Raw genomic sequence first — 26,047 nt, forward strand, 5'->3', positions numbered from 1 at the left:
CGGCGTGGAGGAACCTGCTTCTTTCACCATTGCCAGCCATACATCTCGGATTCGCTAAAACCACTTCGATCCCGCTAAACTTGCTCGTAATTGAATCGTCTCAATTTCGAGGCACCCACATGCATAGGAAACACCTGCTGCCTGCCGTCGCACTCGCCATGAGTGGCCTTCTTCACGCCCAGACTGTCCCGCCGCAACTCGAATCCCCACCCGCTCACCCTGCTGTCATCGGCCCCAGCGGCGAAAAACTCCCCGGCATGCCGAAGTTCCACGATCCCGCGCCCTATTCCATCGACGATCACCCCGGCTACAAGCAGATCTTCGATGGCAAGAGCTTCACCGGCTGGGATGCGGATCCCTCCATCTGGCGCGTCGAGGATGGCATCATGGTCGGTGAAACCCTCGAAGGCCATCCCAAGGGCAACAACTACATCGTCTACCGCGGCGACAAGGTGCGCGACTTCGACCTCAAGCTCAAGATGAAGATCGAAAAAGGCGGCGGTGGAGGCATCCAGTACCGCAGCGCCACCGGCATCCCCTGGACGCGCCCGCAGCCACAGGGTCTTCCGCCGTACGATCTCAAATTCATGATGACCGGCCCGCAGGCCGACTTCTGGTTTCCCGTCCGCGCGCAGGCTGCGGCCTACACCGGCCAGTGGTACTCCGAAAACACCATGCAGGGGATCCTCGCCTATCGCGGACAGGTCACCCAGTCGCTGCCCGGCGAAACCAACCGCCTCGTCGCCAACATCGGCGACAAGCAGGCCCTTGGCGGATACGTGCGCGTCAACGAGTGGAACGACTACGAGATCATCGCCCGCGGCCCTGTCATGATGCACATCATGAACGGCCAGTTGATGGCCGTCTTCATCGACGACAACAAGAACTCTGTCAACAACCAGCCCGGTCTTATTGGATTTGAAATCGAAAGCCAGCCCTGCAAGATCTCCGTCAAGGACATCTTCCTCCGCAGCTTCGACTGATACCGACAGGTCGATACGTGATGGCTCGAGTACAGCAAAGCTTTGTTCCTCAACACTGCTTCTTCGTCCGGATCAGCCTCATCTAAAGATGATGAGCCTCGCCCACAAACCGATGCCATCGCCCGTAGGCGAGCTGAAGCTCGTCGCCAGCGACAAGGGCCTCGTCGCCATACTGTGGCCCAACGACAGCCCGCGTCGCGTTCCGCTCGGCGAAACCGTCATCGACAAGAACCACCCTATCCTCGTCGAGACGGAGAGTCAGCTCCACGAGTACTTCGCCGGCCGCCGCAAACGCTTCACCGTCCCGCTCGATCTGCGCGGCACACCCTTCCAGCGCAGCGTTTGGGCCGCGCTGCTCGCCATCCCCTACGGTGAGACACGCAGCTACGCGCAACTCGCCAACCAGCTTGGCAATGCACGTGCCACCCGGGCCGTGGGAGCTGCGAATGGCCGCAACCCCGTCTCCATCATCGTGCCTTGCCATCGCGTGATCGGCTCCTCCGGCACGCTCACTGGTTTCGCTGGAGGCCTCGCCGTCAAAGCGCAGCTCCTGGAGATGGAGCGAGGTGGCCGAAGCCAGCTCTCGCTCAGCCTGCAATAAGCGAACTGCCGTCTCCTTCCGAGCGAACTCCCACAAGGACGTAGCCGAGGTGAGCTCTGCGCTGGGGGGTGAGAGGAATCTCGCATTTTTTGCAGGATGCTTGCATATCATGCCAGCACCGGGCGTCCTCCCGATAAAATGTTGCGAAACCACAACAAGCCGCAATAAGGGAGAGATTTTGACCGATACAAACCGAGGTCGCAGCCTGCGCTGGCACCAGGCCGTCACGCTTGCGCTTCTGTTCCTCGCCGGCATCGTCAACTTTCTCGACCGCACCTCGCTCTCTATCGCCAACACCACGATGCGCGCCGAGATGCACCTTAACGCCACGCAGATGGGTTGGCTGCTCTCTGCCTTCTCGCTCGCTTACGGTATCGCGCAGCTTCCGCTCATCGGGCTGCTCGATCGCGCAGGCACGCGCTACACCCTCGGCGCAGGACTCACCCTCTGGTCCGCCGCGCAGATGCTTACCGGCTTCGTTCGCGGACTTCCCACCTTTCTCTTCCTCCGCGTCCTGCTCGGGGTTGGCGAAGCTCCGTTCTATCCCGCAGGCATCCGCTCCATCCGCGAGTGGTTCAGCCCGGCCACGCGCGGACGCGCCACAGCAACGATGAACTCCGCGCAGACGCTCGGTCTTTCCTTCGCGCCGCCGCTGCTCACGGTCATCATGGTGCACTTCGGCTGGCGCACGATGTTTATCCTCCTCGGAGCCTCCGGCCTCGTCGTCGCTGCTCTCTGGGTCGTACTCCACCGAGCCCGCGGAGAAACGCAGTTTGCGGAGCACGCATCGCCTGCCACTGCCGCATTGCCTAAAGCAAACGAATCCGCCTGGCGAGCCCTCATCCGCCAGCGCACCGCGTGGGGCATGATGCTTGGCTGGGGAGGCATCAACTACACCTCATGGCTCTACCTCTCGTGGCTGCCTTCGTATCTACAAGACCAGCGCCACGTCCCGCTTGCCTCCAGCGGCTGGCTTACCGCAATCCCATTCCTCGGCGGAGCGCTCGGCATGCTCACCAGCGGCATCATCTCCGACAAGCTTGCGCAGGCGGGAACGCCGCTCACCACCATCCATCGCCGCAACCTCGTGCTCGGCATGACAGCTTCGGCGCTTTGCACGTTTCTTGTCGCCCACGCCGATACCACGACGCAAGCCGTCGCAGGAATCAGCATGGCGCTCTTCTCCATCCACTTCGCCGGGACCTCCGGCCTCGGCTACGCCCAGGCCGTGAGCCCGCTGCGCTATGTCGCTTCGCTGATGGCGCTGCAGAACTTTGCCAGCTTCATGATCGCCTCGGCGGCACCTGTCGTCACCGGCTGGCTCCTCGACCGCACCCACTCGTTCACGCTCGCATTAGGTGTTTGCAGCGCAGTCACGCTGCTGGGAGCGCTCAGCTATGCCACCCTCGCCGCACCCAGCGGCATGCATCTCAGTGAAGAAAGTATGTAACAAAAGTAGGAGCAAATTTTTGCTGCGGCAACTCTATTGATTGCTACGAAGCCTGACCAATAACCTTGACGACCGCCTGAATAGCCGTGGGCTTGATGATCATGTCCGAATGGCCCATGCCTGGCACGATGCTGACTGGGATGTCCTTTCGATCCGCAGAGAACACCTTTGAGAATTGCTCTGGGATATCGAGGTCGTCGTTCTCACCTACCAGCACCTGCATGGGCTTCGTCACATTTCTAATGTCTGCGCGGTAGTCATCGTGTGGCGCGAAGTTCTTCTCCATGCGGAAGGAATAGGTCGAAGTCGTCGCCTGAATGTTGCTCGGGACGGGGAAGGACAACACAGGAAGGCCGTCGAAGGAATGAATGCCAAAGGAATTGAAGATCGAAAGCCCGACGATTCGTGCGACGGACACGCTGTACCAGCCGCTATCATCGCCCTTGTCGTCGTGGTGCGTGGGGGCCTGTCGCACAGTGGGTGCGTTGTAGCGCAGGTAGGGAGAAAGCAGGATAAAGCGATCGAACGCATTGCCGCCGGGACCTCCCGCGATGCGCAGGACAAAGCCTCCTCCGGAAGAGAATCCGAGCAGTGTCCATTTCTTACCCGGATACTGAGGCCTGACGGCCTGCATGAAATCTGTCATGTCATCTTCAAGCTGCCCGACATAAGCGATATCGCCGTGAGGGTAGTTCGCTCCATGGCCGCGAAGATCGGGTACCAGCACTGTTGTCCCCAATTGCTCCTGCATGGCCTTCGCCATCACATGCATGTCCTGGCTGCTGCCCGCCGATCCATGCACAAGCACCACCCCCTGATCGCCACCGCCTGGATAGAGTCGATACGAGAGCGCTGCTCCATCGCGAGCACGATAGCGTTGAAGCGCAGCCATCCCGGAAAGATCCATTTCTGCGAAAGGGTCTGTGATGGAGTGTTGTGGCTTCGGCGCGGCCGGATGGAAGAAAGCAACAAGTACGCCTGCGACGACGAATTGAACAACAAGGCAGATCACCAAACCGACAGCCAGCTTCTTCAGAATTCGCATAGCTCGCCTCCATCACGCTTTCGTGTTTCGGTTCTCTAGGCTACAACCTGAAGTGCGACCTCGAAACCACGTCACCCCCGGCGAAACTTAAGGCCAGCTTAAGGTTTCAGCACAAACTGCACCAAAGCTGCAACGCAAAATCGATCTTCACTCAATATTCACTGAAAAAATACGGCTTTCTTTTACCCCCTCCGTTATCCCTGTTGCCGGAGGAAAACCATGAAAAGAGTCATAGCTCTTCTTGCCTTCGCTGCGTTGTGCTCAACGGGATATGCGGCCAATCAGGACGACGACCGCAACGAACGTCACGATCACATCAAGCGTGTTCTTCTCATCAGCATCGACGGAATGCACGCTGTCGATTATGCGAACTGCGTCAACGGGATCAGCACCATCAACAATGGCAAGTCCTACTGCCCGGCCCTCGCCGCCCTCGGCAAGACCGGCGTCAACTACGTAGCCGCCAACACCTCAAAGCCCTCCGACTCCTTCCCCGGACTCACCGCCATCATCACAGGCGGCAGCCCAGCGCTGACCGGCGTCTATTATGACGTCGCCTATGCGCGTAACCTCGACGCTCCTGCCAAGACCACCGGCAACGGCGTCGCTGCCGGACCCTGCACCGCTGGCGCCGCTCCCACCGGCACCACCACCGAGTACGAAGAAGGCATCGACCTCGACCAGACCAAGCTCAACGGCGGAGCACCCGGAGCTTCCCTTCTCGACGGCGGTATCCACTCCATCGACCCCGCCCGCCTGCCCCGCGACCCCGCCAAGGGCTGCGCTCCGGTCTACCCCTGGGAGTTCGTCCGCGCCAACAGCATCTTCTCCGTCATCCACCGCGCCGGCGGATACACTGCCTGGTCTGACAAGCACCCCGCCTACTCTTCCGTTGCCAGCGGCGTCGGCCCTTCCGCTCTCGATGACTTCTACGCGCCCGAGATCAACTCCAACGTTATCGCCCTCCCCGGCATCAAGACCCCGACCGGCCTCGCCTGCTCGACCATCCCCGACCCAGGCTCCGACCTTTCCGCCTGGACCAACAGCTTCAAGAACATCGAGTGCTACGACACGCTGAAGGTCAACGCCATCCTCAACGAGATCGACGGCAAAGACCACCTCGGCGCACACAAGACTGCCGTCCCTAACATCTTCGGCATGAACTTTCAGGCCGTCAGCGTTGGCCAGAAGCTCGTCGAAGGCAGCACCAAGGGCGGCTACCTCGATGCAGCCGGAACTCCCTCCGCGGCTCTGCTCGACGACATCCAGTTCGTCGATGCCTCCATTGCCGCCTTCGTCGACGAGCTGAAGGAGAAGCACCTCTACGACTCCACCCTGATCGTCATCACCGCCAAGCACGGTCAGTCCCCCATCGACCCCAACCGCTACGTCCCGAACCTCGTCGCCGGCTCCTCGCCCGCAACGCTGCTCGATGGCTATGGCTTCATCCCCACCTCCGAGTCGCCCAGCAACCCAACCGGCATCGGCCCCACCGAGGACGACGTCTCGCTGGTCTGGCTCAAAAACTCGGCCGACACCGCCGCCAGCATCAAGATCCTCGAAGCCAACGCCGCACAGATCGGCCTCGGGCAGATCTACTACGGCGCGTCGCTCGCACTCAACTACAACGACCCCACCGTCGACCCCCGTACGCCTGACATCATCGTCACGCCCAACGCCGGAGTCGTCTACACCGGAAGCCACAAGAAACAGTCCGAGCATGGAGGCTTCGGCCATGACGACACCAACGTCATGCTGCTGGTCTCCAACCCCGGCCTGCGTCCGCACACCGTTTATGCGGAGGTAGGAACAGCGCAGGTAGCGCCCACCATCCTCAAGGCGCTCGACATCAACCCGGCCGCTCTCGATGCCGTACGCATCGAAGGCACCGGCGTCCTCCCCGACCTGCGCTAGACAATACGTAAATGCACAACAAAGACGGGCGCTCCACAACGGAGCGCCCGTCTTTGTCTACCCCTGAAATATGTAACCGAATAAGGAACAAAAAAGAAGTGTCATTCCGAGCGAGCGCAGCGAGCCGAGGAACCCCCGCATTTTTGGTTGGGATGGCACGGCTGTATCCACAAGACACCAGCTTAGTCTGGAGAACGGTTTGCTCTTTCCGAGTAGAGCGGGATCGGTTGACCCCACTCCTCGCTCAGGTTGCGCCAGGTCGGGTTGTTTTGGACGATAAGTTGAATCTTCTTGATGCGCGACCACTTTTTGAGTTGTGTTTCGCGGGCGATCGCGTTTTCGATCATGCCAAAGCGCTCGAAATAGACGAGGCGGTCGATTTTGTACTTTGAGGTGAAGCTGTCGGCGTAGCGACCTTCTTTGTGCTGAAGGACACGTCGCTCGATTTCGCTGGTAATCCCGATATACAGCCGTTTGAAGGTGCTAGCCATGATGTAGACGTAGGCTTGGTCGGACATGGAGAGAGTATTGCAGACACGGGCAAAAATGCGGGGGTTCCTCGACTCGCTCTGCTCGCTCGGGATGACACTTTCTTGATCGGGATGACGCTTTCTTGAAGAGAGTGTCTAGCTGTAAATCATGTTATTCCGAGCGAAGCGCAAAGCACGCAGCCGAGGAACCCCCGCATTTTTGCATCTCATCCATCCATGTGAGTGCCGCGAGTATCATGAATAAAAATGAAGCCGCGCATCGCTATCCCGATCCCGACCAGCACCAACCTCGACTACAACGCAAAATCCTGGCCGCAGTATGCTGAGGCCATCCGCCGCGCCGGCGGCGAGCCGGTCGAGATTCCGCTCGCTGGCACCCCAAATGCTATTGCCGATTTGATTAATACCTGCCAGGGTGTCCTCCTCCCCGGCTCTCCCGCCGACGTCAATCCGCATAAGTTCGGCCAGGAGCCCGAGCCCGAGACCGCACCTGCCGATCCGGCGCGCGAGAACGTCGACGAGCTGCTCATCCAGGACGCGCACAACCTCTATAAGCCTTTGCTCTGCATCTGCTTCGGCACGCAATCGCTGAATGTCTGGCGCGGTGGCACGCTGGTGCAGCATCTTGCGCCCATGCCGGTCAACCATCCTGCCGGCAAGACGGTCGCCGTTGCTCACAATGCAGCCATTCTGCCCGATTCCACCCTCGGCCGTATCGTCGCCGAAAGCAGCAAGAAAAAAGAAGCGGAGGAAACCTCTGAGGAGGAGGCCCTAGTGGAGAACGGCTTCCTCCGCCTGCCGATCAACTCCTCACACCATCAGGCGATCGGCATCCCTGGCGATGGGTTACGCGTCGTGGCCCGCTGCCCTCAGGATGCCGTCATCGAGGCAGTCGAGGGCGGGCAGGACGTCAACAACCCAAACGCGCATTTCGTACTGGCTGTGCAGTGGCACCCTGAGCGCAGCTATGACATCTCGGCTGCATCACGCGCCATCTTCGAGCGTTTCGTCGCCGAGGCTTCGGCATGGAAGCCCCGCACCATTCAGACTTCAGTCGTTGCTGCCACCAAAGGCTGACGCGCCAGCTTCAACGGCCTCACCGAAGCGGCCTTCTCCGGGGGCCGCTTCTTCATTGCCTGCACCTTGGGCGGAACGTAGATCACAATCGCCCACAGCGCCATCATGGTCACCAACACCCGCATCGCTTCCTGTCTCACAGCCGAACCTCACAAGATTGTTCTGCCTGGAGAGAAAGCACATGCCGTGCCAAACCAGACGAATGGTGAATCCACGTAAATTGAGCTATTTGCACAGATACGTCCCATCCAGCACGACAGGCAGGCGTCCATCAACGGACTTCAGCGTTCAGAAATGGACTCGCCGATGCAGGAGTGAACGTCAAGGCTGGAATGTTCCACGTGGAACATTCCATTCCAGCCAAACCAGTTTGTCCAACGCGGTGCAGCTGAGGACGTCCTGGGTGGGTTCATGAATCAGCCGAATTGTTCCACGTGGAACAATTCGGCATACTGGAAGACGCATGCCTGTCCTCACTGAGTCTGAGATCGAACGCCTGCTGGCTCCTTACACCAACCAGAACGCTACACTGGCCGCGAAGATGGTCGAGTATCTGGACCTGCTGGTGCGCTGGAATGCCCGAACGAACCTGACGGCAATCCGCACTCCCGAGGAGATGGTGCGCCGCCATTTCGGAGAGAGTCTCTTTGCCGCCGCACATCTCGGCGATCCGCTCCCCGATACCTTGCTCGATCTCGGCTCCGGGGCTGGATTCCCCGGACTTCCCATCGCGCTCGCCCGTCCGGAGATTGCGGTTACGCTGGCCGAGTCGCAGAACAAGAAGTCGACCTTCCTGCGCGAGGCAGTACGTACGCTGGGTGTGAAGAATGTTGAGGTCTGGGCTGGACGTGCGGAAAATCTGCCCGAGGGGCGTCAGTTTCATACCGTGACCCTGCGTGCCGTAGACGATATGGCCGCGGCTCTGGCCATTGCTGAGCCTCTGGTGCGAAGCCAGATGCTCCTGCTGACAACGGCAACCCCAGGACTTCCTGCAGGATTCTCTGTGATCGAGCGGCTTCCGCTGCCGGAGAGTGAGTCGGGCGTGCTGCTGCGCGCTACGCGGGATTGAGGAATGTTCCACGTGGAACAATGCAGTGGAACTCAGCGAAGGCCTGAATGTTCCACGTGGAACAATAGTGCGCCGGTAAGAAGGTCTCTTCCAGTCCGAACAGGATTCTCTGAAGGGCGTGCTCGAAACGGGGTCAGAGACGGTCCCCCTAATGGACTCAGAGTGCCTGATCCTGGAAAAACAGTAAACTCTCCAAAAGAGTGAACCGCCTCCCCCGAAAGAGTTGAAATGTTCCACGTGGAACATTTCAGGCGGTGATTCTGTCCCCCGGACAGGGAGTCTTGCGGGGAGCTTTTCCACATCCCGGCTTTTTTTGCTGTTGCGAATCCACCGGTGTTTCCTGCGTTCCGTGAGTTCTCCACAGTTTCAGGGAAGTTCTGCACAGGCTTAAGCCCATTGCCACATGGAAGCGGGCTGGCTAACCTGCTTTAAGTCGAAATGATCACTATTCACCCTACAAACAAGCCTCGCCCAGGAAATACTCCCATCGCGACCGCGGAGCCGGAGAAAGCCCCGGAAAAGGGTCAGAATCCGGGAAACGATCAGGGCAGTCATGCGAAGGAGACGGTCGCCGTTCCCGCTGGAAAGCCGGAGACAGCGCCGCAGGCCGGGGCGAAGCCGCAGGCCAAGGTCATCGCCATCGTCAACCAGAAGGGCGGCGTGGGCAAGACGACGACTGCCATTAATCTTGCGGCGGCTCTGGCACTCGAGGGCGTAGAGACGCTGCTGATCGACTGCGATCCGCAGGCAAACTCCTCGGGAGGACTGGGGGTTGCGCGCCAGGCCGATGGCGAAGAGCCGCGGCTAAGCACGTACGATCTGCTGATGGGCGAGACGACGCTGGTCGAGGCCATGCTGCCTACCGAGATTGAGAAGTTGAAGCTGGTTCCGTCGTCGAAGAACCTGATCGGCGCAACGATTGAGCTGATCTCGGCCGATGAGCGTGAGTTCCGGCTGCGAAAGGCCATCGAGCCGGTCAAGGGAGACTTCCGCTTTATCCTGCTGGACTGTCCGCCGGCATTGGATCTGCTCACACTCAATGCTCTGGTCGCGAGCGATGGGCTACTGGTGCCGATGCAGGCGGAGTACTTCGCGCTGGAGGGCATCTCGGAGCTGATGTCGACGCTGGATAAGGTGACGGCGGCCTTCAATCCTAAGCTGGCGCTTGAAGGCGTGTTGATGACGATGTATGACGACCGCACGAACTTGGCGATGCAGGTGACGGAGAATCTGAAAAACTTCTTCGACGACAAGCTGTTGAAGACAACGATTCCGCGCAACGTGCGGTTGGCCGAGGCTCCGAGTCACGGCAAGCCGGTGGCGTTGTATGACTCGAAGTCGCGCGGCGCGGAGACGTATCGCGATCTGGCGATGGAGCTGCTGGAGCGAAACGGGATGGAGTCGCCCGCGGTGAAGCGAAGGTTGGCTGCTGCCGCCGCCGCTGCCAGTTCGCTGAAGTCGTTCCAGGAGCCGGAGAAGAAGAAGCGGTTCTGGAATAAGGGATAGCGCGAATCCACCTTGGCTCGCTACACGAGGGGACACCCAGTTTCGTGGCGTGAATGCGAGCTTCAGGGATTCTTCGGCTACGCCTCAGAATGATGTTTTTGTATATGGATTGTTTTTGAAGTGATTGGAGTTGGTGACTATGGCGACAGCGACGACAGAGAGTAAGCGGCGTGCTTTGGGGAAAGGGTTGGAGTCTTTGCTGCCTTCGCGGCCTGCGGCTCCGGCGGCTGGAAATGCGGCTAGCGGTGGAGTGACGATTGCGGCTGCCGCGGCTCCTGCGGTTGCAGCGGCGGAGCCTACAGGCAAGCCGATGGAGATTGCGCTGGATCTGATCGAGCGCAACCCTTGGCAGACCCGCTCGCACTTCGATGAGGCGGCATTGGACGAGCTGGCGGCTTCGGTGAAGGCTTCTGGGGTGGTGCAACCTATTGTTGTCAGGCCACTTACGCCTGCTGCCCATATGGGGCCGGGGCAGAATGCACCCCGTTACCAATTGATAACGGGTGAGCGCCGCCTGCTGGCTTCGAAGAAGGCGGGGAAGGCGACGATTCCGGCGATTGTGCGCCAGGTGAACGACGAGCAGGTGCTCGAGATGACGATCGTCGAGAACCTGCAGCGCGCCGACCTGAATCCGATGGAGCAGGCGCGGGCGTTTCATCGGCTGGCGAATGAGTTCAAGCTGACGCAGGAGCAGGTGGCTGTGCGTACGGGCAAGGAGCGCGCGACGGTGGCGAACTTTCTGCGGCTGATGCGGTTGCCGGAGGGCGTGCAGACGAAGGTGGAGACGGGCGACCTGACGTTCGGCCATGCGAAGGCGCTCTTGGCGCTGGAGGGCGCGGAGGCGATCTCGTCGGCGGCGCAGAAGGTGCTGGCTCTGTCGCTTTCGGTGCGGCAGACAGAGAACTATGTGCAAGGCCTGATCAATCCCGAGGCGCGCGAGAAGAAGCCGAAGGTCGAAGAGCAGCCGGTGGACCCAAATGTGCGTGAGGCCGAGGACAGGCTGCGTCGGTCGCTGGGGCTGAAGGTAAAGATCGAGGATAAGAAGGGCAAGGGCCGTGTGATTATCGAGTACTCGGGGCTTGAGGATTTCGATGCTCTGCTGGAGATGCTGGGGTCGAAGGCGGAGTAATTTGTAACCGATAAAAGCACGTATTAAACTAGCCATGTTCAAACCGCACGCGAAATCCGAAGAGCGCAAACGCAGCGCAACGGTTCTGATCAAATATCTTTTGACAGCGGAAAGACCCGAAGCGCTTCCTGAACACTATAGGGAGTTACTCACCGTTCTTCTCTGGAAAATTACGGAAGCAGAGTCGAAGAAATACGATACCCGTTTCCAATCAGAAGGCGCAGTTCATCGGAGCAGCGATACTGTTCTTCGTCATGAACACGTCTTTCAAAGAAAGAAGATGATTGCAGAGCTAGAGAATGCAAGTGTCCAAGAAGTGGATGACATTCTCGCAAAGGCAGTCGGATGCACGGTGACGCTTGAGGAGCATGTCCTGTTGTCCAAATTTGATGATGATTATGGTTGGGATCGTTATCGAAAAGCTGGGATAAGGGTCGTCGATACCCAAACCAGTGAACAAATTATTTAGCACAACGAACCACCGTACCTCAGGGGCTAAAGCCCCTTTCCTTTAGGAGGATCCTGCGGCACGGCTGAAGCCGTGCCCTAAGCGAGACGGTCCGCGCTGGACGCGAATGTCCTACACCTGGTGATGAACCCCTCAGATATGGGCACTTAGCCCCACTACCAGTCTCCGAAAAGTAAATTCTTCTCAACTGAGTCCCCACGTGCACAGAAATAAATAAGACGAATTATGAGACGGTCTTCCGTTGACTTGATTAGTCGGATGTCGATATAGTCGGAATCCGACTAGGAAAGGTTTGTTTTCCATGTTTGGTCTTGGGAGGTGTTACTTGAGGAATATAACGACGTGGCTCATCGTTGTAATAACGCTGTTAGGAATCTCGGTGCACGGCCAGCAAGTATCAACCAGGGCACCGGACACGTCCTCACAAGTCAAAACCGGTATCTCTCGGATTCATCAGATGTGGGTTGAAGACCAGAGTGAGAACCCGAGCAACATAACGGAAGAGGAGTATATTAGACGCGGCGACGCACGGCGTCTTGAGATTAGAGGCATGCTTGCAAAGGGTGAGATTGATACCGCTCAGGACTTTCACGACGCCGCCTACATCTTCCAGCACGGTGAGACAGCCGACGATTACTTACTGGCTCACGTCTTGGCCATAGAAGCCATCGTAAAAGGAGATGATTCTTCAAAATGGATTGCAGCGGCAACCTTGGACCGTTACCTTCAGAGCACTGGAAAACCACAGGTTTTCGGGACACAGTATTCTGCCGATCCTAACGCGCCAAAGAAGCCCAGAGAACAAGACCCTAAGGCGACAATTCTCCAGGTTCCCAGGACTCAGAATCCGATAGACCCGCAATTTTTACCCGCCTCCGTGCGGCTTGCATTCTGTGTCCCCGATCTGGAGCAGCAAAAGAAAAACCTTGCAGAGCTGAATGGGGGACACTATCCCAAACAAATGGTCGCGCCAGGATGCAAACGCTAAGCATCTTGCACACGAGATAATGGCCGCAGGTCTGCGTAGCCCCTTACCTGTATGACTACGTAAGCTGCCCGACCACTTCGTCGAGCAGGAATGGAACGCCGCGCTTTCTTAAAAAATTACCGGAGGGCACAGACCCTTGGAGATAGGGCTTATGTCTGTTGCGGGTGGCTCTTTTGGGGACTATAAAGCTCCTTCGTTCTGAAATTGATGTTTTCGGACGCTGGAAGGAGCTTCTATGCGTAGTGATCGTTGGGTCCGGACTGGGGCCGGGATGTTGGTTGCGGCGTGTCTGCTTGTGCCTCAGCTTGTTGCGCAGGCGGCTCCTGCGCCTGCACCTGCGGCGGCTTCAGCGAATATGCAGTTCGAGGAGAAGCCGTACGACCTGATCCTGAAGGGCGGACATGTTATCGATCCGAAGAACAAGGTCGATGCGATTCGCGACGTTGCTATTAAGGATGGAAAGATTGCGAAGGTGGCGGTGGGTATTCCTGCCAGCTCGGCGATCAAGGTGGTGAATGTTGCTGGGTTGTACGTGACGCCTGGCCTGATCGATATGCATGTGCATGTCTTCTGGGGGCTGACGAAGGACGATTATGCCGGTGGCGACTGGGCGATTATGCCGGACGGCTTTACGCTGCGCGATGGCGTGACGACGGTCGTGGATGCCGGATCGTCGGGGTGGCGCAACTTTGAGACTTTCAAGGAGCGGGTGATCGATCGCTCGCAGACGCGCGTTCTGGCCGAGCTGAATATTGTGGGCGCGGGTATGGGCAGCGGCGCGATTGAGCAGAACAAAGAGGACATGGACGGCGAGAAGACCGGTGAGATGGCGTTGAAGTATCCGGGCATTATCGTCGGCGTGAAGAGCGCGCATTTCACGGGGCCGGAGTGGCTTCCGTACGACCAGGCGATCAAGGCAGGCACGATCGCGCATATTCCGGTGATGATCGATTACGGTTCGCGCAGGCCGGAGCGCCCGCTGGAGCAGTTGCTGGAGAACAAGTTGCGGCCGGGCGATATCTACACGCATATGTATGGCGGCAGCCGCGGCGAGCAGGACTCGGAGACAGGCGGCCCGGGCAAGGGAATGTGGGAAGGCAGGAAGCGCGGCATCTACTTCGACGTGGGCCATGGGCAGAGCAGCTTCCTGTTCAGCGTGGCGGTGCCGCTGATCAAGGCGGGCTTTATTCCGGATTCGATTTCGACGGACATTCACTCGGACAATGTGAACGAAGGTCTGAAGGACCAGTTGACGACTGCGGGCAAGTTTCTGGCGATGGGGCTTCCGTTGAAGGAAGTGATCGCGGAGATGACATGGCATCCGGCCGTGGAGATGCAGCAGACGCAGCTGGGGCAATTGTCAGAGGGAGCGATCGCCGATATTGCGGTGTTGAACCTGCGTCGTGGGGACTTCGGCTATATCGATGGCTCGGGCGCGGTGATGAAGGGGCACGAGAAGCTGGAGTGCGAGCTGACGCTGAAAGACGGAAAGTTTGTCTATGATCTGAATGGCCGTGCATCGCCGCCGTGGGACCAGCCGCCGGGCGCGGCGGAGAAGCAGGCGAAGAAGTGGACGTCGCTGCGCATTCCGACAGGCATAGCGATGCGTCCGCCGAACCCACAGGCTGCGGCGCGCATGGCGCGGTTCCCGCCACGGTGGCAGCCGTATACGGTAGATGCGAATGGCAAGGTGACGTTGAAAGCGGCGGCGAAGCTGCCTCCGCAGGGTGTCGCGAAGCCGAAGCTGGATGTGCCTCCGCCTGCGTCGACGTGGGCGACGCCTCCAGCGGATGCGTGGCCACCGGCTCGTAACAAGTAGACAGGCAATGCATCCAGCGAATCCCTATCTGGCGGCGAAGCTGTCAGGTAGGGGATCGGTTGTCGTGATTGCTCTGTCTTATTTCAATGATTCAACTGCCTGCAGTTCGCGCGCGGCAACGTCGTGCGGCAGAGGTACGTAGCCCAGCGACGCGCATTGTTTTTGTCCGGCGGTGAGCATCCAGTTCAGCAAGGCCGTGACGGCAGCTTTTTTCTGGGCATCGAGCCCTTGCGTTGGTACGAGGAGCCAGGTGAATGTGCTGATCGGGTAGGCGTCGCGGTCTGCGCTATTCAGAATCGATGGCGGCAGGCCTGGGTTTGTGGTGCCTGTTGCGCCGTTTGCCGCTGCCGTGATGCTCGCGAGATCGGCCTTGATGAAACGGCCTGCAGGATTGCGGACCGCTGCGTAGTTCAACTCGTGTTGGATGGCATAAATCAGCTCGACATAGCCGATTGCGCCCTGCGTCTTCTTCACCATTGCGGCAACGCCTTCGTTGCCTGCTGCTCCTGTGCCTGCTGGCCATGTCACATGCGTCCCCGAGCCTGCTGCCGACTTCCACTCTGCGCTCACGAGCGAGAGAAAGCGCGTCCACACATAGGTTGTGCCGCTTCCATCCGAGCGATGTACGACAGCAATATCCATATCCGGCAGGGAGACTCCACGATTGGCATCGCGGATACGAGGATCGTTCCACTTGCGAATCGTTCCTGCATAGATGCCAGCCAGTACTTCGGGAGTGAGGTTCAGATCGTGCCCTGCACGCGGCAGGTTGTAGATGGGCACCACACCTCCCAGCACCGTTGCAAACTCGGCGACGCGCAGTTGGGATGCGGGCTCGATATCGGATAAAGGCACGTCCGATGCGGCCATGTCGACTTTTCCCTGCGCCAGTTGCTGAACGCCCGCTTCGGAGCCGACCGCATCATAGGTAACGGGCTGACCGGAAGATTCAAACCACTTCAGATAAAGCGGAGCGGGCAATGTCGCTCCGGCGACATGCAGAGGAGCGCGTGCCTCAGACGTGCCCGTGATCGAAGCAGTGTTGGCTGTGTCGTTTTGAATGGCCTCCAGCAGGTGCAGGACCAGATGATCGGCAAGGTCGTCCGTGATTCCCGACGCATAAAAGCGGCTCGGCGTGACCATGTACGACCACAACACCTGATGTGCCTTTCCAGTCAGTTCGACGGAAAGATAGCCCTGGTAGCTGGTCTGGCTCACGCTCTTCGATTGCGGATGGAGCGAGATGCTGCCCGTGGCCCAGATGCTGGACGTTCCCTTCAACACGACGTCGGCAGGCGCGGGGCCTTCCACCACCTCGAGACGCTTGCTTTTCTTCAGGCGCTGAATGACTCTCTGTCGCAAGGCGTCCGCATTTTTCCCGGTTCCCAGGGAGTCGACCTGAATGGTCTGAACGCTATGAAGCGCCTCGGCCGTCTGCGCCGTGCATTTCGGAAGGACAAAGAGGCAAACAGCGACCGCCAGGCACACGATCGCGGCTTTGCTGAAACGCAGGATGGAAGTCAGTGAGAACCAGGATGGCATGACAGCTCTACCTCTTCGAAGAGATTGCAGCAGCCGTATGCTTCAATTGTATGAAAATAGCGGAGATGGCGGCCGTCGCCAACCATCAGGCTCATATAAAGGCCTCCGCAATGCAGGTTCAGGTGGGTTTTGCGGTTCAATTCAAAGGAAATTGATACGTCTCAATTTTGACTGCTATACTTCCGCGCACTCCTCCGAGAAGGGACAACTCGCATGCCAAAGTACATGATTGAACGAACGATGCCGGGTGCTGGTGAGTTGACGCCACAGCAGCTTCAGGCAGCCTCGCAGACCTCCTGCGCCGTGCTCCGCGAACTTGGCCCGAAGATCCAGTGGCTGGAAACCTTCGTCACGGCCAATAAAGTTTATTGCGTCTTTATCGCACCGAACGAAGAGATCATTCGCGAACATGCGCGCCTGGGGGGATTTGCTGCGGACTCCATCGCTTTGATCACCCGTGTCGTCGATCCGTCGATGGCCGACTCCTGCAGCGCGATCTTGATCGCCTAAGCCAATTTGCGGTGTTGGCGAGAGCAAGCTGGCGACTACGACTCAAAATGCAAGATCGTGCCTACACGAGCAAAGCCCTCACAAATGCGATACCTTCAAGTGAGACTTCTCACGAACCGGACATGGATACGCGCACACCGCCAAGCCCCCCTGTTATTCCTCAAGCCGTCGTTACCCCGCTTACACGAGCGGCTATTTTTCTGGTCGTCACGATTCGGCCGGACGAGCAAGCCTATGCTGCTGTGCGTTCGTTCTGCGCGGGTCTTTCGGGACTGATCCGTGCTGTCGACTTCCGCGACATCGAGGCCAACCTGACGTGCGTCACCGGCTTTGGCTCGGACGCATGGGACAAGCTCTTCGGCGCGCCTCGACCAGCGGAGCTGCATCCCTTTCGCGAGATCCTCTCCGGCGGACGCCATGCTGTCTCCACACCCGGCGATATTCTCTTCCACATCCGCTCGCGGCGTGCCGATCTCTGCTTCGAACTGGCGACGCACATTATGGACGAGTTGGGCGATGCGGTTGCGATTGCCGACGAAGTGCACGGCTTCCGCTTCTTCGACGATCGCGACCTGCTGGGCTTTGTCGATGGCACGGAGAATCCGCGCGGCGCCGACGCCACCTTTGCTGCCCTCATCACCGATGAAGATCCCGCCTTCAGCGGCGGCAGCTATGTGATCGTCCAGAAGTATCTCCACAATGTGAAGGCCTGGAACGCGTTGCCCGTTGAGACGCAGGAACGCATCATCGGCCGCCGCAAGCTATCGGACATTGAGCTGAGCGATGCGGAAAAGCCCTCCTTCGCGCACAATGCGCTGGCCAATATCGAGGTCGATGGCGTTCAACTGGATATCCTCCGCGACAACATGCCTTTTGGCCGCCCCGGCCACGGCGAGTTCGGGACGTACTTCATCGGGTATTGCCGTACGCCTTCGACCACGGAGGCCATGCTGAACAATATGTTCATCGGCAATCCGCCAGGCAACTACGATCGCCTGCTCGACTTCAGCCATCCGGTTACGGGCAGCCTGTTCTTCGTGCCGACGGTGACGTTCCTCGATGATGTGAGCGGAGATCCGCCTGTGGCAGTACCCGACCCGCCGGTTGGGGCATCCATATCAGAATCGGCTTCGCCCGCGCATGGCACTGCACTCAAGATAGGATCACTCAAGGGAGAGAAACAATGAACAATCTTCATCGCGAACTGGCACCGATCTCCAGCGCAGCCTGGGAGCAGATCGAGGAGGAGACGACGAGAACGCTGAAGCGCTATCTCGCCGGCCGCCGTGTCGTCGACGTCCCGGAGCCTGCGGGCGTGACTCTGCCGGGAGTTGGTACGGGCCATCTGCAATCAATCGCCGCGCCGGGCGAGGGCATCGTTGCCAGCCAGCGCGAAGTGAAGCCGATGGTCGAGCTGCGTGTGCCTTTCGAGCTGTCGCGGCAGGCTATCGACGATGTGGAGCGCGGCTCGAATGATTCCGACTGGCAGCCTGCGAAGGACGCCGCCAGGAAAATGGCGTTCTCGGAAGATCGAGCTATCTTCAACGGCTATCGCGAAGCGGGCATTCAGGGCATTCGTGAAGCGACGAGCAATCCCATCCTCTCGCTGCCTGAAGACGTTCGCGAATATCCGGACGCGATTGCCAAGGCGCTTAGTCAGCTTCGTCTTGTCGGCGTCAATGGGCCTTACGCTGTTTTGCTTGGAGCGAGCGAGTACACCGCGCTGGCCGAGACGAGCGATCACGGCTATCCTGTGCTGGAGCACGTGAAGCGCATCATCGGCGGCGATCCGATCTGGGCACCGGCTATCGATGGAGCTTTTGTTTTGACGACGCGTGGCGGCGACTTCCAGCTCAACATCGGGCAGGATGTCTCCATCGGCTATCTCAGCCACAACGACTCGGTGGTGCGCCTGTACCTGCAGGAGACGTTCGTGTTTCAGCCGTTCACCAGCGAAGCCTCGGTTGCTCTTTCTGCGCCGAATGGCTCAAAAAAGGAGTAGGGAGAAGTCGTCATCCATCTTGTACGGTAATAATTCTGCGGGAGCGTGAAGCTCCCGCAGAATTATTTGGGGGCTTACACAGAAGACGCGGCGATCTCTTCTACGTTGCTCTTCTGGCTTTCGGTCTGCGTCATGTAGCGCTCGATCAGCAGTAGCGCGGCGAGTGCGGTGTAGCTGGAGAGCTCTCCGTAGATGCGTGTCTCTACCAGAATGCCTTTCACAAACATCACGGCAAACCATACCGGCATCACCAGCATGTAGTTCGCAAACCGTGCGGGGGCGAGGCGTTTTCGGAATACGAGCACGATAGGGAGAATATAGCCACAGATGTTCAGGATGGCCGGCCAGTGCTTGGGCATGAACTTTTCGAGGTTGTCTTTGATGTGCACGGCGTCTTCATCGCTGTTGTTTGCGGCAAACATGTGATGCAGCGTCACCTTGATGGCCAGCCACACCGCCAGCAGCAGAGCTATGCGTGCCCACGGCATCATGCGCAGATCGAGTCTGCGCCACAGCGGTAGGGACAGATCGCTCAGGCTTGAGCAGCTATCGATCATGTAGATCACAATCAGGAACAGCGTCGTCTCACGATTCACCGTGCCAATCAGGATGGTGAAAAACAGCGGCCAGAACTGTCGCGTGTAGATGAAGTAGAGTCCCGCGGTGAAGAAGGTCAGACTCAACAGGTCGTAAGGATAAAAAAAGCCTTGCTGTACGATCACTACGTAACTCCACAGCGTGACGTACAGAAGCGAGGGGTATACCAGGAACCACAATCTGCGTGTAGGGGACAGCGCGTTGTAAAGCTGCATGGTGAAGTAGCCCGTAATGCACAACGCAAAAAAGCACAGCACAAAATATGCGCCGCGTTCCACCGGCAAGAACAAGCCCTTCAGATGCTCGAACGCCGTTGTGATCCAGTGCGTGTGTACCAAGGGCCACAACAATGCGACGGGCAACACGCGCTGCTGAAACGGATTCCGCTCTGCGCCATGCATGTAGTCCCAGAAGCGCAGATACGGGCGGGATGAGATCAGATAGAAGCTCACCAGCTGCATCGCAGCCAGTACAAATAGAAGATTCACTACTCTGTGCTGCACACGATTGGGGGTCTCAGTCCGCATTCGCCGTCCTTTAAAAATTCAAGGCCCTGAACAATACACCGGCCAGCGCGCCGTACCGCCTTTCTGTCTGCGCCCACCTGGAGATGAACTTTCGAAATTTAGATGCATGTAGTGGGCCAAAGGAAATGCAGAATGTGCAGCGTGCTCACAAGTGTTTGATTCTGAAGCAAAGCATCTTGATCGCAAAGGGTTACAGGCCGCGCGAATGTACTGCAATGTCTCTTGAATGGGTGTGAAATTAACGGAGCGTCAACGCAAAATCTTCCGCCGTTTCTTACATCACGCTATTGCCGGTGAGGGGCAGAGCCGGCCTCGACTGAGGGGCATACGAGCAGGGAAAGGGGGCTAGGCCTTCTATTGTGCAGCTTCTGAAACAGCAACGCCTCCCATGCGGGAGGCGTTGCTGTTTGCGGTTTGTTTCCTGTTTAGATGGATTGATTCAGGACGCGGTTGAGGCGCTGGACGAAGGTGGCGGGATCTTTGAGCGGTACACCTTCGAGCAGCAGGGCCTGGTCGAAGAGGAGCCAGGCGGCGTCTTCGATTTTTGCGTTCTTGAGGACGTCGCTGGCGTTGGCTATGTCGGCCAGGAGCTTCTTGATGATCTCGTGGTCGGGGTTGATCTCGAGCGTGGGTTGAGGTTCGGGCATCTCCTTCTGTCCCATGGCTCGCATCATGTGACGCATGCGGGCGGAAGGTTCGTCTTCATCCGACACGATCACGGACGGGCTGTCGGCAAGGCGCGTGGAGGCGCGGACCTCTTTGACGGCGTCCCCGAGTGTGGCCTTGATCTTTTCGAGCAGAGGCTTCAGGGCTTCGGCCTGCTCTGCGGACTTGGCGGGCTCGTTGTCGTCCTTGAGGTCTTCGCTGGCTGCGCCTTTGTTGACGGCTTTCAAGTCGACGCCGTCGTACTTGTCGACGGTGGAGAAGACGATCTCGTCGATGTCGTCATCGAGGAGAAGGACTTCGATGCCCTTCTTCTTGTAGATCTCAAGCAGCGGCGAGTTGCGCAGGATACTCTCGTTGCCGCCGGTGATGTAGTAGAGCGCTTTCTGCTCGGGCTGCATGCGCGTCTTGGCATCGGCGAGTGAGGTGAGGCCTTCGACCTTCGTCGACTTGAAGCGGATGAGGTCGAGCAGAGTCTCGCGGTTGGCGTAGTCGCCGTAGAGTCCTTCCTTGAGCGGGCGGTTATATTCGGCGATGAACTTCGCGTACTTCTCGGGGTCGTTGGTGGCGATGGTCTTCAGCTCGGAGAGGATCTTCTTCACGCTTGCCGTCTTGATGGCGGTGAGGACCTTGTTCTGCTGCAGGATCTCGCGCGAGACATTGAGCGGCAGGTCTTCGGAGTCGATAATGCCGCGCACGAAGCGGAGGTAAGGCGGTAGCAGCTCCTTGGAGTCGTCCATGATGAAGACGCGTTTGACGTAAAGCTTGACGCCGGTCTTGTAATCGGCCTGGTAGAGATCGAGCGGGGCTTTAGCGGGGATGTAGAAGAGCGTGGTGTACTCGAGCGTGCCTTCGGCGCGGGTGTGGAACCAGAAGAGCGGATCGTCCCAGCCGCCTGTGAGCGCTTTGTAGAGTTCGGTATAGTCCTCGTCCTTGAGTTCGGACTTGGGGCGCTGCCACATGGCGCTGGCGGCGTTGATTTGCTCGGTGGTACGGGTCTTGATGGACTCCTTCTTGTCGGCATTCCACTCGCTCTTGTCGTAGGTGAGGAAGATGGGGAAGGCGATGTGGTTGGAGTACTTCTTGACGATCTCGGTGAGGCGCCAGCCGTTGGCATACTGCGCGCCCTCATCATTGAAGTGAATGTGGACGGTGGTGCCGGCAACCTTACGTGCGGCATCGCCGGTCACTTCCTCGAGGTCGAAGCCGGTCTTGCCATCGGAGGTCCACTTCCATGTCTTGTCGTCGCCTGCCTTGCGCGAGATGACCTCGACCTTGTCGGCGACCATAAAGACGGAGTAGAAGCCGACGCCGAACTGTCCGATGAGGTTCGAGTCCTTGCGGGCATCGCCGGAGAGCTGCGAGAGGAAATTCTTGGTGCCGGAGCGGGCGATAGTACCGAGGTGCGAGACTAGGTCCTCTTCGTTCATGCCGATGCCGGTGTCGGAGATGGCAAGGGTCTTGGCCTCTTCGTTCAGCTCGAGATCGATGCGTGGCGAATCGATGCCGTTGCCGATGAGGGCCTTGATCGTATCGTCGGTAAGGGTGAGATGGCGCAGCTTGTCGAGCGCATCCGAGGAGTTGGAGATCAACTCGCGGAGAAAGATCTCCGGGTGTGAGTAGAGGGAGTGAACGATGAGGTGGAGGAGCTGGGAGACTTCGGTTTGAAATTCACGCTTGGACATAGCAACTTAATTTTGCCAAAAGTTATCGGCTATGTGCATGTTGTGTCAGGAAATTGATCTCCCTGGCAGAAGAAAGAAACCTGATATCGCAGGCGAACCATTTTTTATCGCAAATCGATTACATCCAAACATCGATGGCCCCCGTTAGTACAAGCAGAGGGTGCAAACGTCAGCACCTGACGAGAGGTCATACGTGGAAACTACCGAACAAGCAACGAGCAGAACTGTCTCACGCCGTAGCTTTATGGCAGGTGTGGGAACGGCTGCTACAGCCTCGCTCGTCCTGGGCTGCAGCGATAGTGGAAGTTCAATGTCTACAACCTCGACCACTCCCACAACGATTACCGACGCCGATGTGTTGAACTTCGCTTTGAATCTGGAGTACCTGGAGGCGGAGTTTTATCTGCGTGCGGCGACGGGAAATGGACTCAGTGCCGCCGATGTAGGAACGAATGCCGGTGCAGTGAGTGGAGGAACGCAGGTACCGTGGGGGACGTCAGGCCTCGCCAACTATGCCAATGAGATCGCACAGGATGAGTTGAATCACGTGCGTTATCTGCGCTCAGCGCTGCAGGCTGCCGGTGCTACGCCGGTAGATCGGCCACAGATCGACTTTACCAATTCTTTCAGCGCGTTGGCGGTTGCCGCGGGTATCGTACCTGCCGGAGGCACCTTTAATCCCTTCAGTAGTCCGCTGGCATTTCTTGTCGGTGCCTTTGTTTTTGAGGATGTGGGGGTTACTGCCTACTCGGGTGCTGCACCACTGCTGACCAGCAAGACGATTCTTTCGGCTGCTGCAGGCATACAGGCCGTCGAAGCCTACCATGCCGCAGAGATACGTACCCTTCTGGTCGGCATGGCTGCAAATTCCGGCGATCAGACCTATGTCGGCTATGCGAACAAGGTTTCGGCGCTGCGTGGAATGCTGGGTGGAGGCAATGAGACGACGTTAAGTGTTTCGTCGATCGTTGCAGCCGATACAACCAACGCGATTGGTTTCTCACGCTCTACCGATCAGGTGCTGCACATCGTCTATGCGCAGGGCGCAGGTGTTCAGACCAAGGGCGGCTTCTATCCGGCAGGTATGAACGGCACCATCAAAGCAACCGCAGCATAAGGACGGATGAGTCATGGCGACACAAGAGACACAACAACTCGATGCGATCATCTCAAGCCGTCGCGCGCTGCTCGCGGCGGGAGGCGCGGCCCTGGCCGGTCTCGCATTGGCTTCCAAAGCCCAGGCGCAGACGACAGTGACAGATAACGATATCCTCAACTTCGCTTTAAATCTGGAATACCTCGAAGCGCAGTTCTACACGCTTGCGACTGCAGGGGTCACCATCGACAAGCTGGCCACACCGATTCCGGTTGCAGTGAACGGCGGTACGGCCGGCACGGTGACCTTGAAGCCAAGCTTTGCCAAGGTGCCGTTCAGTAACTCCGGCATCGCGTCCTACGCGGCTGAGACTGCGCTCGAAGAGCAGAAGCATGTAAAGTTTTTGCAATCTGCACTGGGCACATCCGCAGTGTCAATGCCCAACATCGACCTCTACAACTCATTCAATGCACTGGCTTCAGGAGCGGGCATCGGCTCCGTGTTCGATCCCTTTGCCAGCGACGCAAACTTCCTTATCGGAGCGTACATCTTTGAAGATGTCGGTGTCAGCGCCTATCATGGAGCCGCAGGCTTGATCTCTGACAAAACGAAAATTCTTCCTGCTGCCGTGGGCATTCACGCCGTCGAGGCGTATCACGCAGGTCTGATTCGCACAACGATCGCGGGACTTGATGCGCAGGCAGGTAACACCGCGCTCAGCGGCTTGACGCAGAAGATCTCCGCCTTCCGCGCAAAGCTGGCAAATCCCTCTGGCACGCCGGTCGACGATGTCGGTGTAGGTACGGTCAGCGTGGCGCTGAACGGAAGCAACAACAATTACATGGCTTCGACCATCGTCAATGCCGATTCGAATACGGTGGGTTGGAGCCGAACCACGACGCAGATTCTTGCGATTGTTACAGGTGGCAGCACAAAAAACGCGGGAGTCTTCTTCCCGAGCGGTCTGAACGGCACGATTAAGTAGCGTAGACAATTGTGGCTTACGGCGCCGCCCGGATCGCTCGCCAGTTGGGAGAGAGAAGGGCGGCGTTGTGGTGACGTGTGCGCTACCGGAGGCAGGCGCGAAGATTCCGAAGCCAGGGCTACCAATTATCGCCAAAATAATGGCGTTGGCTCGCCGCTGGATTTTCCGCGAGGGGATTTGTTAGTCTCGAGACGCGCACTTCCGAGGGTGCGTCCCGTCCGCGGAAAGGGATCATCCCACCTTGCATCTCTGCTGGTCGACAATCCACTCTCTTCTTGCCCGGCGAAGCGGATCGCGGGCACACAAGAAGGAGTGAGTCATGTCTCTACGCGAACTTCCCGCGCGCCCTAACCTCGAACATCTGAAAAATCAGGCCCGTACGCTACAGCGAGCTGCGCTTGATCAGGACGCCTCCGCTACAGCGCGGCTGGCTGCCTTTGGCGTTACATCCAACCCTAAGCTGGCCGATGCACTGCATGTGATCGCACGCGAGTATGGTTTCGACACGTGGCCTGCGCTGAAGCTGCATGTTGAAGTCAAGTCCGGTGAGCCGGAGGCGGCGCTGAGAGCAGCAATCAGGGCCGGTGATGCTGCGCTGGTGCGTGATGTGCTGAAGCTTCATCCATCGCTGAAGACGAAGCTCAACGAGCCGCTGATGGACTTCGATACGCCGGCGATTGTTGCGGCCGTGCAGAAGGGAAGCCGCGAGATGGTGGATGCCCTGCTGGATGCGGGTGCGGACATCAATGCGCGTTCGCGCTGGTGGGCTGGCAGCTTCGGTGTGCTGGATTCGGCGAACGCAGAGCTGGCGGAGTACCTGATCGCACGCGGTGCTGTAGTGGACATCCACGCTGCAGCGCGGCTGGGGAAGGTCGATCAAGTGCGCGAGCTGCTGCAGCAAAAACCAGAGCTGGTGCATGCGCGTGGCGGCGACGGGCAGCTGCCGTTGCACTTTGCTGCAACGGTGGACATTGCGGAACTGCTGCTCGAATATGGAGCGGATATCAATGCGCGCGACATCGATCATGAATCGACCGCGGCGCAGTATATGGCGTGCCAGCGGCAGTACATGGAGTGGCGCGAGCCGTATCGCCATGATGTGGCGCGTTTCCTGATCGCACGTGGAGCCGAGGCCGATATCCTGCTGGCGTCGGCCATCGGCGATGTGGCGCTGGTTGAGCGCATATTGAACGATGATCCGGAAACGGTACGGACGACGGTAAGCGAGCGGTACTTTCCGAAGAAGAATCCCGAGGCCGGTGGCACGATCTATATGTACGGATTTGGTTTGACGCGGTCCCCGCATTCGATCGCGCACCAGTTTGGGCACAAGGCGGTGTTCGATCTGCTGATGCAGCGTAGCGCTCCCTGGCTGCGTCTGGTGCAGGCAGCGGAACTGGGCGATGCGGCGATGGTGAAGCGGATCGTCGAGCAGCATCCGGCGGTGATTACACGGTTGACAGAGCACGCAGCGCGTCGCATCGTCGGCGCTGCGTTTCGCAACAATACGCGTGCAGTCGAGCTGTTGCTGGAGCAGGGCTGGCCATCGAAGGTTGCTCTTGAAAACGGACAGACGCCGCTGCACTGTGCGTCGTGGCATGGAAACATCGCAATGGTGCGTGCGCTGCTGGCGCACGAGGCTCCGGTCAATGTCTTCGAGACGGAATACGGTGGTAGTCCGCTGGCATGGGCGCTCCACGGCTCGCTGAACAGCTGGGAGCGCGAGAAAGGTGATTATCCCGCGGTGACGCGTGCACTGCTGGAGGCAGGCGCGAAGATTCCGAAGCCGGAGCGGCCTCTGGAAGCGACAGAAGAGGTGCTGGGTATCATCCAGCAACACAAGGAATGATGCTGCTCGTGCCAACTCTTATTTCGTAACGATTTATGTCACAAATGAAA

23 protein-coding genes are annotated in these 26,047 nt (G+C 58.5%); 17 read left to right on the forward strand and 6 right to left on the reverse strand.

What is annotated here, in order from left to right; all coding sequences use genetic code 11:
- The first annotated feature begins 119 nt into the window (after positions 1–119).
- From KFE13_RS10525 to KFE13_RS10535, 3 genes are all read left to right on the forward strand, one after another.
- Positions 120–983, forward strand: a complete 864-nt coding sequence (locus KFE13_RS10525) for a 3-keto-disaccharide hydrolase (protein WP_260703073.1) — start codon at positions 120–122, stop codon at positions 981–983.
- A gap of 88 nt (positions 984–1,071) precedes the next feature.
- Positions 1,072–1,584, forward strand: a complete 513-nt coding sequence (locus KFE13_RS10530; RefSeq protein ID WP_313900636.1) for a methylated-DNA--[protein]-cysteine S-methyltransferase — start codon at positions 1,072–1,074, stop codon at positions 1,582–1,584.
- Between the two features lie 178 nt (positions 1,585–1,762).
- Positions 1,763–3,034 (forward strand): MFS transporter, encoded by a 1,272-nt coding sequence (locus tag KFE13_RS10535; RefSeq protein WP_260703074.1) that lies wholly within the window; start codon positions 1,763–1,765, stop codon positions 3,032–3,034.
- Between the two features lie 43 nt (positions 3,035–3,077).
- On the opposite strand, the gene KFE13_RS10540 is transcribed toward KFE13_RS10535, so the two are convergent.
- On the reverse strand, positions 3,078–4,079 hold the full coding sequence (locus KFE13_RS10540; protein ID WP_260703076.1) for an alpha/beta fold hydrolase: 1,002 nt from the start codon (positions 4,077–4,079) through the stop codon (positions 3,078–3,080).
- A 219-nt stretch (positions 4,080–4,298) separates the two neighbouring features.
- Between KFE13_RS10540 and KFE13_RS10545 the strand changes: the two genes are divergently transcribed.
- Positions 4,299–5,993 carry an alkaline phosphatase family protein gene (locus KFE13_RS10545; protein WP_260703077.1) on the forward strand — a complete coding sequence of 565 codons (1,695 nt, stop codon included), beginning with the start codon at positions 4,299–4,301 and terminating at the stop codon, positions 5,991–5,993.
- 182 nt (positions 5,994–6,175) lie between these two features.
- Here the strand turns inward: KFE13_RS10545 and KFE13_RS10550 are convergent, their stop codons facing one another.
- A complete protein-coding gene (locus KFE13_RS10550) occupies positions 6,176–6,511 on the reverse strand; it encodes a GIY-YIG nuclease family protein (protein ID WP_260703078.1) in 336 nt (111 codons plus the stop codon).
- A gap of 219 nt (positions 6,512–6,730) precedes the next feature.
- On the opposite strand from KFE13_RS10550, the gene KFE13_RS10555 reads away from it, so the two are divergent.
- Positions 6,731–7,561, forward strand: a complete 831-nt coding sequence (locus tag KFE13_RS10555; RefSeq protein WP_260703079.1) for a gamma-glutamyl-gamma-aminobutyrate hydrolase family protein — start codon at positions 6,731–6,733, stop codon at positions 7,559–7,561.
- On the opposite strand, the gene KFE13_RS10560 is transcribed toward KFE13_RS10555, so the two are convergent.
- Entirely contained in the window at positions 7,528–7,686 is a 159-nt protein-coding gene (locus tag KFE13_RS10560) for a hypothetical protein (RefSeq protein ID WP_260703080.1), read from the reverse strand. The genes KFE13_RS10555 and KFE13_RS10560 overlap by 34 nt on opposite strands.
- A gap of 338 nt (positions 7,687–8,024) precedes the next feature.
- Here KFE13_RS10560 and rsmG point away from each other — a divergent pair, with 338 nt between their 5' ends.
- From rsmG to KFE13_RS10590, 6 genes are all read left to right on the forward strand, one after another.
- The gene (gene rsmG / locus KFE13_RS10565; protein WP_260703081.1) at positions 8,025–8,630 is read left to right on the forward strand and encodes a 16S rRNA (guanine(527)-N(7))-methyltransferase RsmG; all 606 of its coding nucleotides are present in this window, start codon (positions 8,025–8,027) and stop codon (positions 8,628–8,630) included.
- A 438-nt stretch (positions 8,631–9,068) separates the two neighbouring features.
- Positions 9,069–10,136 carry a ParA family protein gene (locus tag KFE13_RS10570; protein WP_260703082.1) on the forward strand — a complete coding sequence of 356 codons (1,068 nt, stop codon included), beginning with the start codon at positions 9,069–9,071 and terminating at the stop codon, positions 10,134–10,136.
- Positions 10,137–10,275: 139 nt separating this feature from the next.
- Entirely contained in the window at positions 10,276–11,265 is a 990-nt protein-coding gene (locus tag KFE13_RS10575; RefSeq protein ID WP_260703083.1) for a ParB/RepB/Spo0J family partition protein, read from the forward strand.
- Between the two features lie 34 nt (positions 11,266–11,299).
- Positions 11,300–11,734: a hypothetical protein gene (locus KFE13_RS10580; protein WP_260703084.1), complete on the forward strand. Its 435-nt coding sequence runs from the start codon at positions 11,300–11,302 to the stop codon at positions 11,732–11,734.
- Positions 11,735–12,035: 301 nt separating this feature from the next.
- Complete coding sequence (locus tag KFE13_RS10585; protein WP_260703085.1) at positions 12,036–12,722, forward strand: hypothetical protein; 687 nt, start codon at positions 12,036–12,038, stop codon at positions 12,720–12,722.
- Positions 12,723–12,957: 235 nt separating this feature from the next.
- Positions 12,958–14,541 (forward strand): amidohydrolase/deacetylase family metallohydrolase, encoded by a 1,584-nt coding sequence (locus KFE13_RS10590; RefSeq protein ID WP_260703086.1) that lies wholly within the window; start codon positions 12,958–12,960, stop codon positions 14,539–14,541.
- A gap of 78 nt (positions 14,542–14,619) precedes the next feature.
- Here KFE13_RS10590 and pstS read toward each other — a convergent pair whose 3' ends face one another.
- Positions 14,620–16,083, reverse strand: a complete 1,464-nt coding sequence (pstS, locus tag KFE13_RS10595) for a phosphate ABC transporter substrate-binding protein PstS (protein ID WP_260703087.1) — start codon at positions 16,081–16,083, stop codon at positions 14,620–14,622.
- A gap of 213 nt (positions 16,084–16,296) precedes the next feature.
- Here pstS and KFE13_RS10600 point away from each other — a divergent pair, with 213 nt between their 5' ends.
- The 3 genes from KFE13_RS10600 (at position 16,297) to KFE13_RS10610 (ending at position 18,595) form a co-directional block, all read left to right on the forward strand.
- Positions 16,297–16,593 carry a DUF4242 domain-containing protein gene (locus KFE13_RS10600; RefSeq protein ID WP_260703088.1) on the forward strand — a complete coding sequence of 99 codons (297 nt, stop codon included), beginning with the start codon at positions 16,297–16,299 and terminating at the stop codon, positions 16,591–16,593.
- A 122-nt stretch (positions 16,594–16,715) separates the two neighbouring features.
- Positions 16,716–17,780: a Dyp-type peroxidase gene (locus tag KFE13_RS10605; protein WP_260703090.1), complete on the forward strand. Its 1,065-nt coding sequence runs from the start codon at positions 16,716–16,718 to the stop codon at positions 17,778–17,780.
- On the forward strand, positions 17,777–18,595 hold the full coding sequence (locus tag KFE13_RS10610) for a family 1 encapsulin nanocompartment shell protein (RefSeq protein ID WP_260703091.1): 819 nt from the start codon (positions 17,777–17,779) through the stop codon (positions 18,593–18,595). The genes KFE13_RS10605 and KFE13_RS10610 overlap by 4 nt, the downstream gene beginning before the upstream one ends.
- Positions 18,596–18,669: 74 nt before the next feature.
- On the opposite strand, the gene KFE13_RS10615 is transcribed toward KFE13_RS10610, so the two are convergent.
- Positions 18,670–19,719, reverse strand: a complete 1,050-nt coding sequence (locus tag KFE13_RS10615) for a hypothetical protein (RefSeq protein WP_260703092.1) — start codon at positions 19,717–19,719, stop codon at positions 18,670–18,672.
- Between the two features lie 425 nt (positions 19,720–20,144).
- On the reverse strand, positions 20,145–22,067 hold the full coding sequence (gene htpG, locus KFE13_RS10620) for a molecular chaperone HtpG (RefSeq protein ID WP_260703093.1): 1,923 nt from the start codon (positions 22,065–22,067) through the stop codon (positions 20,145–20,147).
- A 310-nt stretch (positions 22,068–22,377) separates the two neighbouring features.
- Between htpG and KFE13_RS10625 the strand changes: the two genes are divergently transcribed.
- From KFE13_RS10625 to KFE13_RS10635, 3 genes are all read left to right on the forward strand, one after another.
- The gene (locus tag KFE13_RS10625) at positions 22,378–23,184 is read left to right on the forward strand and encodes a ferritin-like domain-containing protein (RefSeq protein ID WP_260703094.1); all 807 of its coding nucleotides are present in this window, start codon (positions 22,378–22,380) and stop codon (positions 23,182–23,184) included.
- A 13-nt stretch (positions 23,185–23,197) separates the two neighbouring features.
- The gene (locus tag KFE13_RS10630; RefSeq protein ID WP_260703095.1) at positions 23,198–24,148 is read left to right on the forward strand and encodes a ferritin-like domain-containing protein; all 951 of its coding nucleotides are present in this window, start codon (positions 23,198–23,200) and stop codon (positions 24,146–24,148) included.
- 319 nt (positions 24,149–24,467) lie between these two features.
- Complete coding sequence (locus KFE13_RS10635; protein WP_260703096.1) at positions 24,468–25,997, forward strand: ankyrin repeat domain-containing protein; 1,530 nt, start codon at positions 24,468–24,470, stop codon at positions 25,995–25,997.
- The last annotated feature ends 50 nt before the right edge of the window (positions 25,998–26,047 follow it).

The organism is Edaphobacter flagellatus (genome assembly GCF_025264665.1).
GTDB lineage: Bacteria > Acidobacteriota > Terriglobia > Terriglobales > Acidobacteriaceae > Edaphobacter > Edaphobacter flagellatus.

Excerpts from the sequence above, each read along its gene's own strand:
- KFE13_RS10525 (WP_260703073.1), top strand. The coding sequence starts at position 120 with ATGCATAGGAAACACCTGCTGCCTGCCGTCGCACTCGCCATGAGTGGC.
- KFE13_RS10530 (WP_313900636.1), top strand. The coding sequence starts at position 1,072 with ATGATGAGCCTCGCCCACAAACCGATGCCATCGCCCGTAGGCGAGCTG.
- KFE13_RS10540 (WP_260703076.1), bottom strand. The coding sequence starts at position 4,079 with ATGCGAATTCTGAAGAAGCTGGCTGTCGGTTTGGTGATCTGCCTTGTT.
- KFE13_RS10545 (WP_260703077.1), top strand. The coding sequence starts at position 4,299 with ATGAAAAGAGTCATAGCTCTTCTTGCCTTCGCTGCGTTGTGCTCAACG.
- KFE13_RS10550 (WP_260703078.1), bottom strand. The coding sequence starts at position 6,511 with ATGTCCGACCAAGCCTACGTCTACATCATGGCTAGCACCTTCAAACGG.
- KFE13_RS10555 (WP_260703079.1), top strand. The coding sequence starts at position 6,731 with ATGAAGCCGCGCATCGCTATCCCGATCCCGACCAGCACCAACCTCGAC.
- KFE13_RS10560 (WP_260703080.1), bottom strand. The coding sequence starts at position 7,686 with ATGCGGGTGTTGGTGACCATGATGGCGCTGTGGGCGATTGTGATCTAC.
- rsmG (WP_260703081.1), top strand. The coding sequence starts at position 8,025 with ATGCCTGTCCTCACTGAGTCTGAGATCGAACGCCTGCTGGCTCCTTAC.
- KFE13_RS10570 (WP_260703082.1), top strand. The coding sequence starts at position 9,069 with ATGATCACTATTCACCCTACAAACAAGCCTCGCCCAGGAAATACTCCC.
- KFE13_RS10575 (WP_260703083.1), top strand. The coding sequence starts at position 10,276 with ATGGCGACAGCGACGACAGAGAGTAAGCGGCGTGCTTTGGGGAAAGGG.
- KFE13_RS10580 (WP_260703084.1), top strand. The coding sequence starts at position 11,300 with ATGTTCAAACCGCACGCGAAATCCGAAGAGCGCAAACGCAGCGCAACG.
- KFE13_RS10585 (WP_260703085.1), top strand. The coding sequence starts at position 12,036 with ATGTTTGGTCTTGGGAGGTGTTACTTGAGGAATATAACGACGTGGCTC.
- KFE13_RS10590 (WP_260703086.1), top strand. The coding sequence starts at position 12,958 with ATGCGTAGTGATCGTTGGGTCCGGACTGGGGCCGGGATGTTGGTTGCG.
- pstS (WP_260703087.1), bottom strand. The coding sequence starts at position 16,083 with ATGCCATCCTGGTTCTCACTGACTTCCATCCTGCGTTTCAGCAAAGCC.
- KFE13_RS10600 (WP_260703088.1), top strand. The coding sequence starts at position 16,297 with ATGCCAAAGTACATGATTGAACGAACGATGCCGGGTGCTGGTGAGTTG.
- KFE13_RS10605 (WP_260703090.1), top strand. The coding sequence starts at position 16,716 with ATGGATACGCGCACACCGCCAAGCCCCCCTGTTATTCCTCAAGCCGTC.
- KFE13_RS10610 (WP_260703091.1), top strand. The coding sequence starts at position 17,777 with ATGAACAATCTTCATCGCGAACTGGCACCGATCTCCAGCGCAGCCTGG.
- KFE13_RS10615 (WP_260703092.1), bottom strand. The coding sequence starts at position 19,719 with ATGCGGACTGAGACCCCCAATCGTGTGCAGCACAGAGTAGTGAATCTT.
- htpG (WP_260703093.1), bottom strand. The coding sequence starts at position 22,067 with ATGTCCAAGCGTGAATTTCAAACCGAAGTCTCCCAGCTCCTCCACCTC.
- KFE13_RS10625 (WP_260703094.1), top strand. The coding sequence starts at position 22,378 with ATGTCTACAACCTCGACCACTCCCACAACGATTACCGACGCCGATGTG.
- KFE13_RS10630 (WP_260703095.1), top strand. The coding sequence starts at position 23,198 with ATGGCGACACAAGAGACACAACAACTCGATGCGATCATCTCAAGCCGT.
- KFE13_RS10635 (WP_260703096.1), top strand. The coding sequence starts at position 24,468 with ATGTCTCTACGCGAACTTCCCGCGCGCCCTAACCTCGAACATCTGAAA.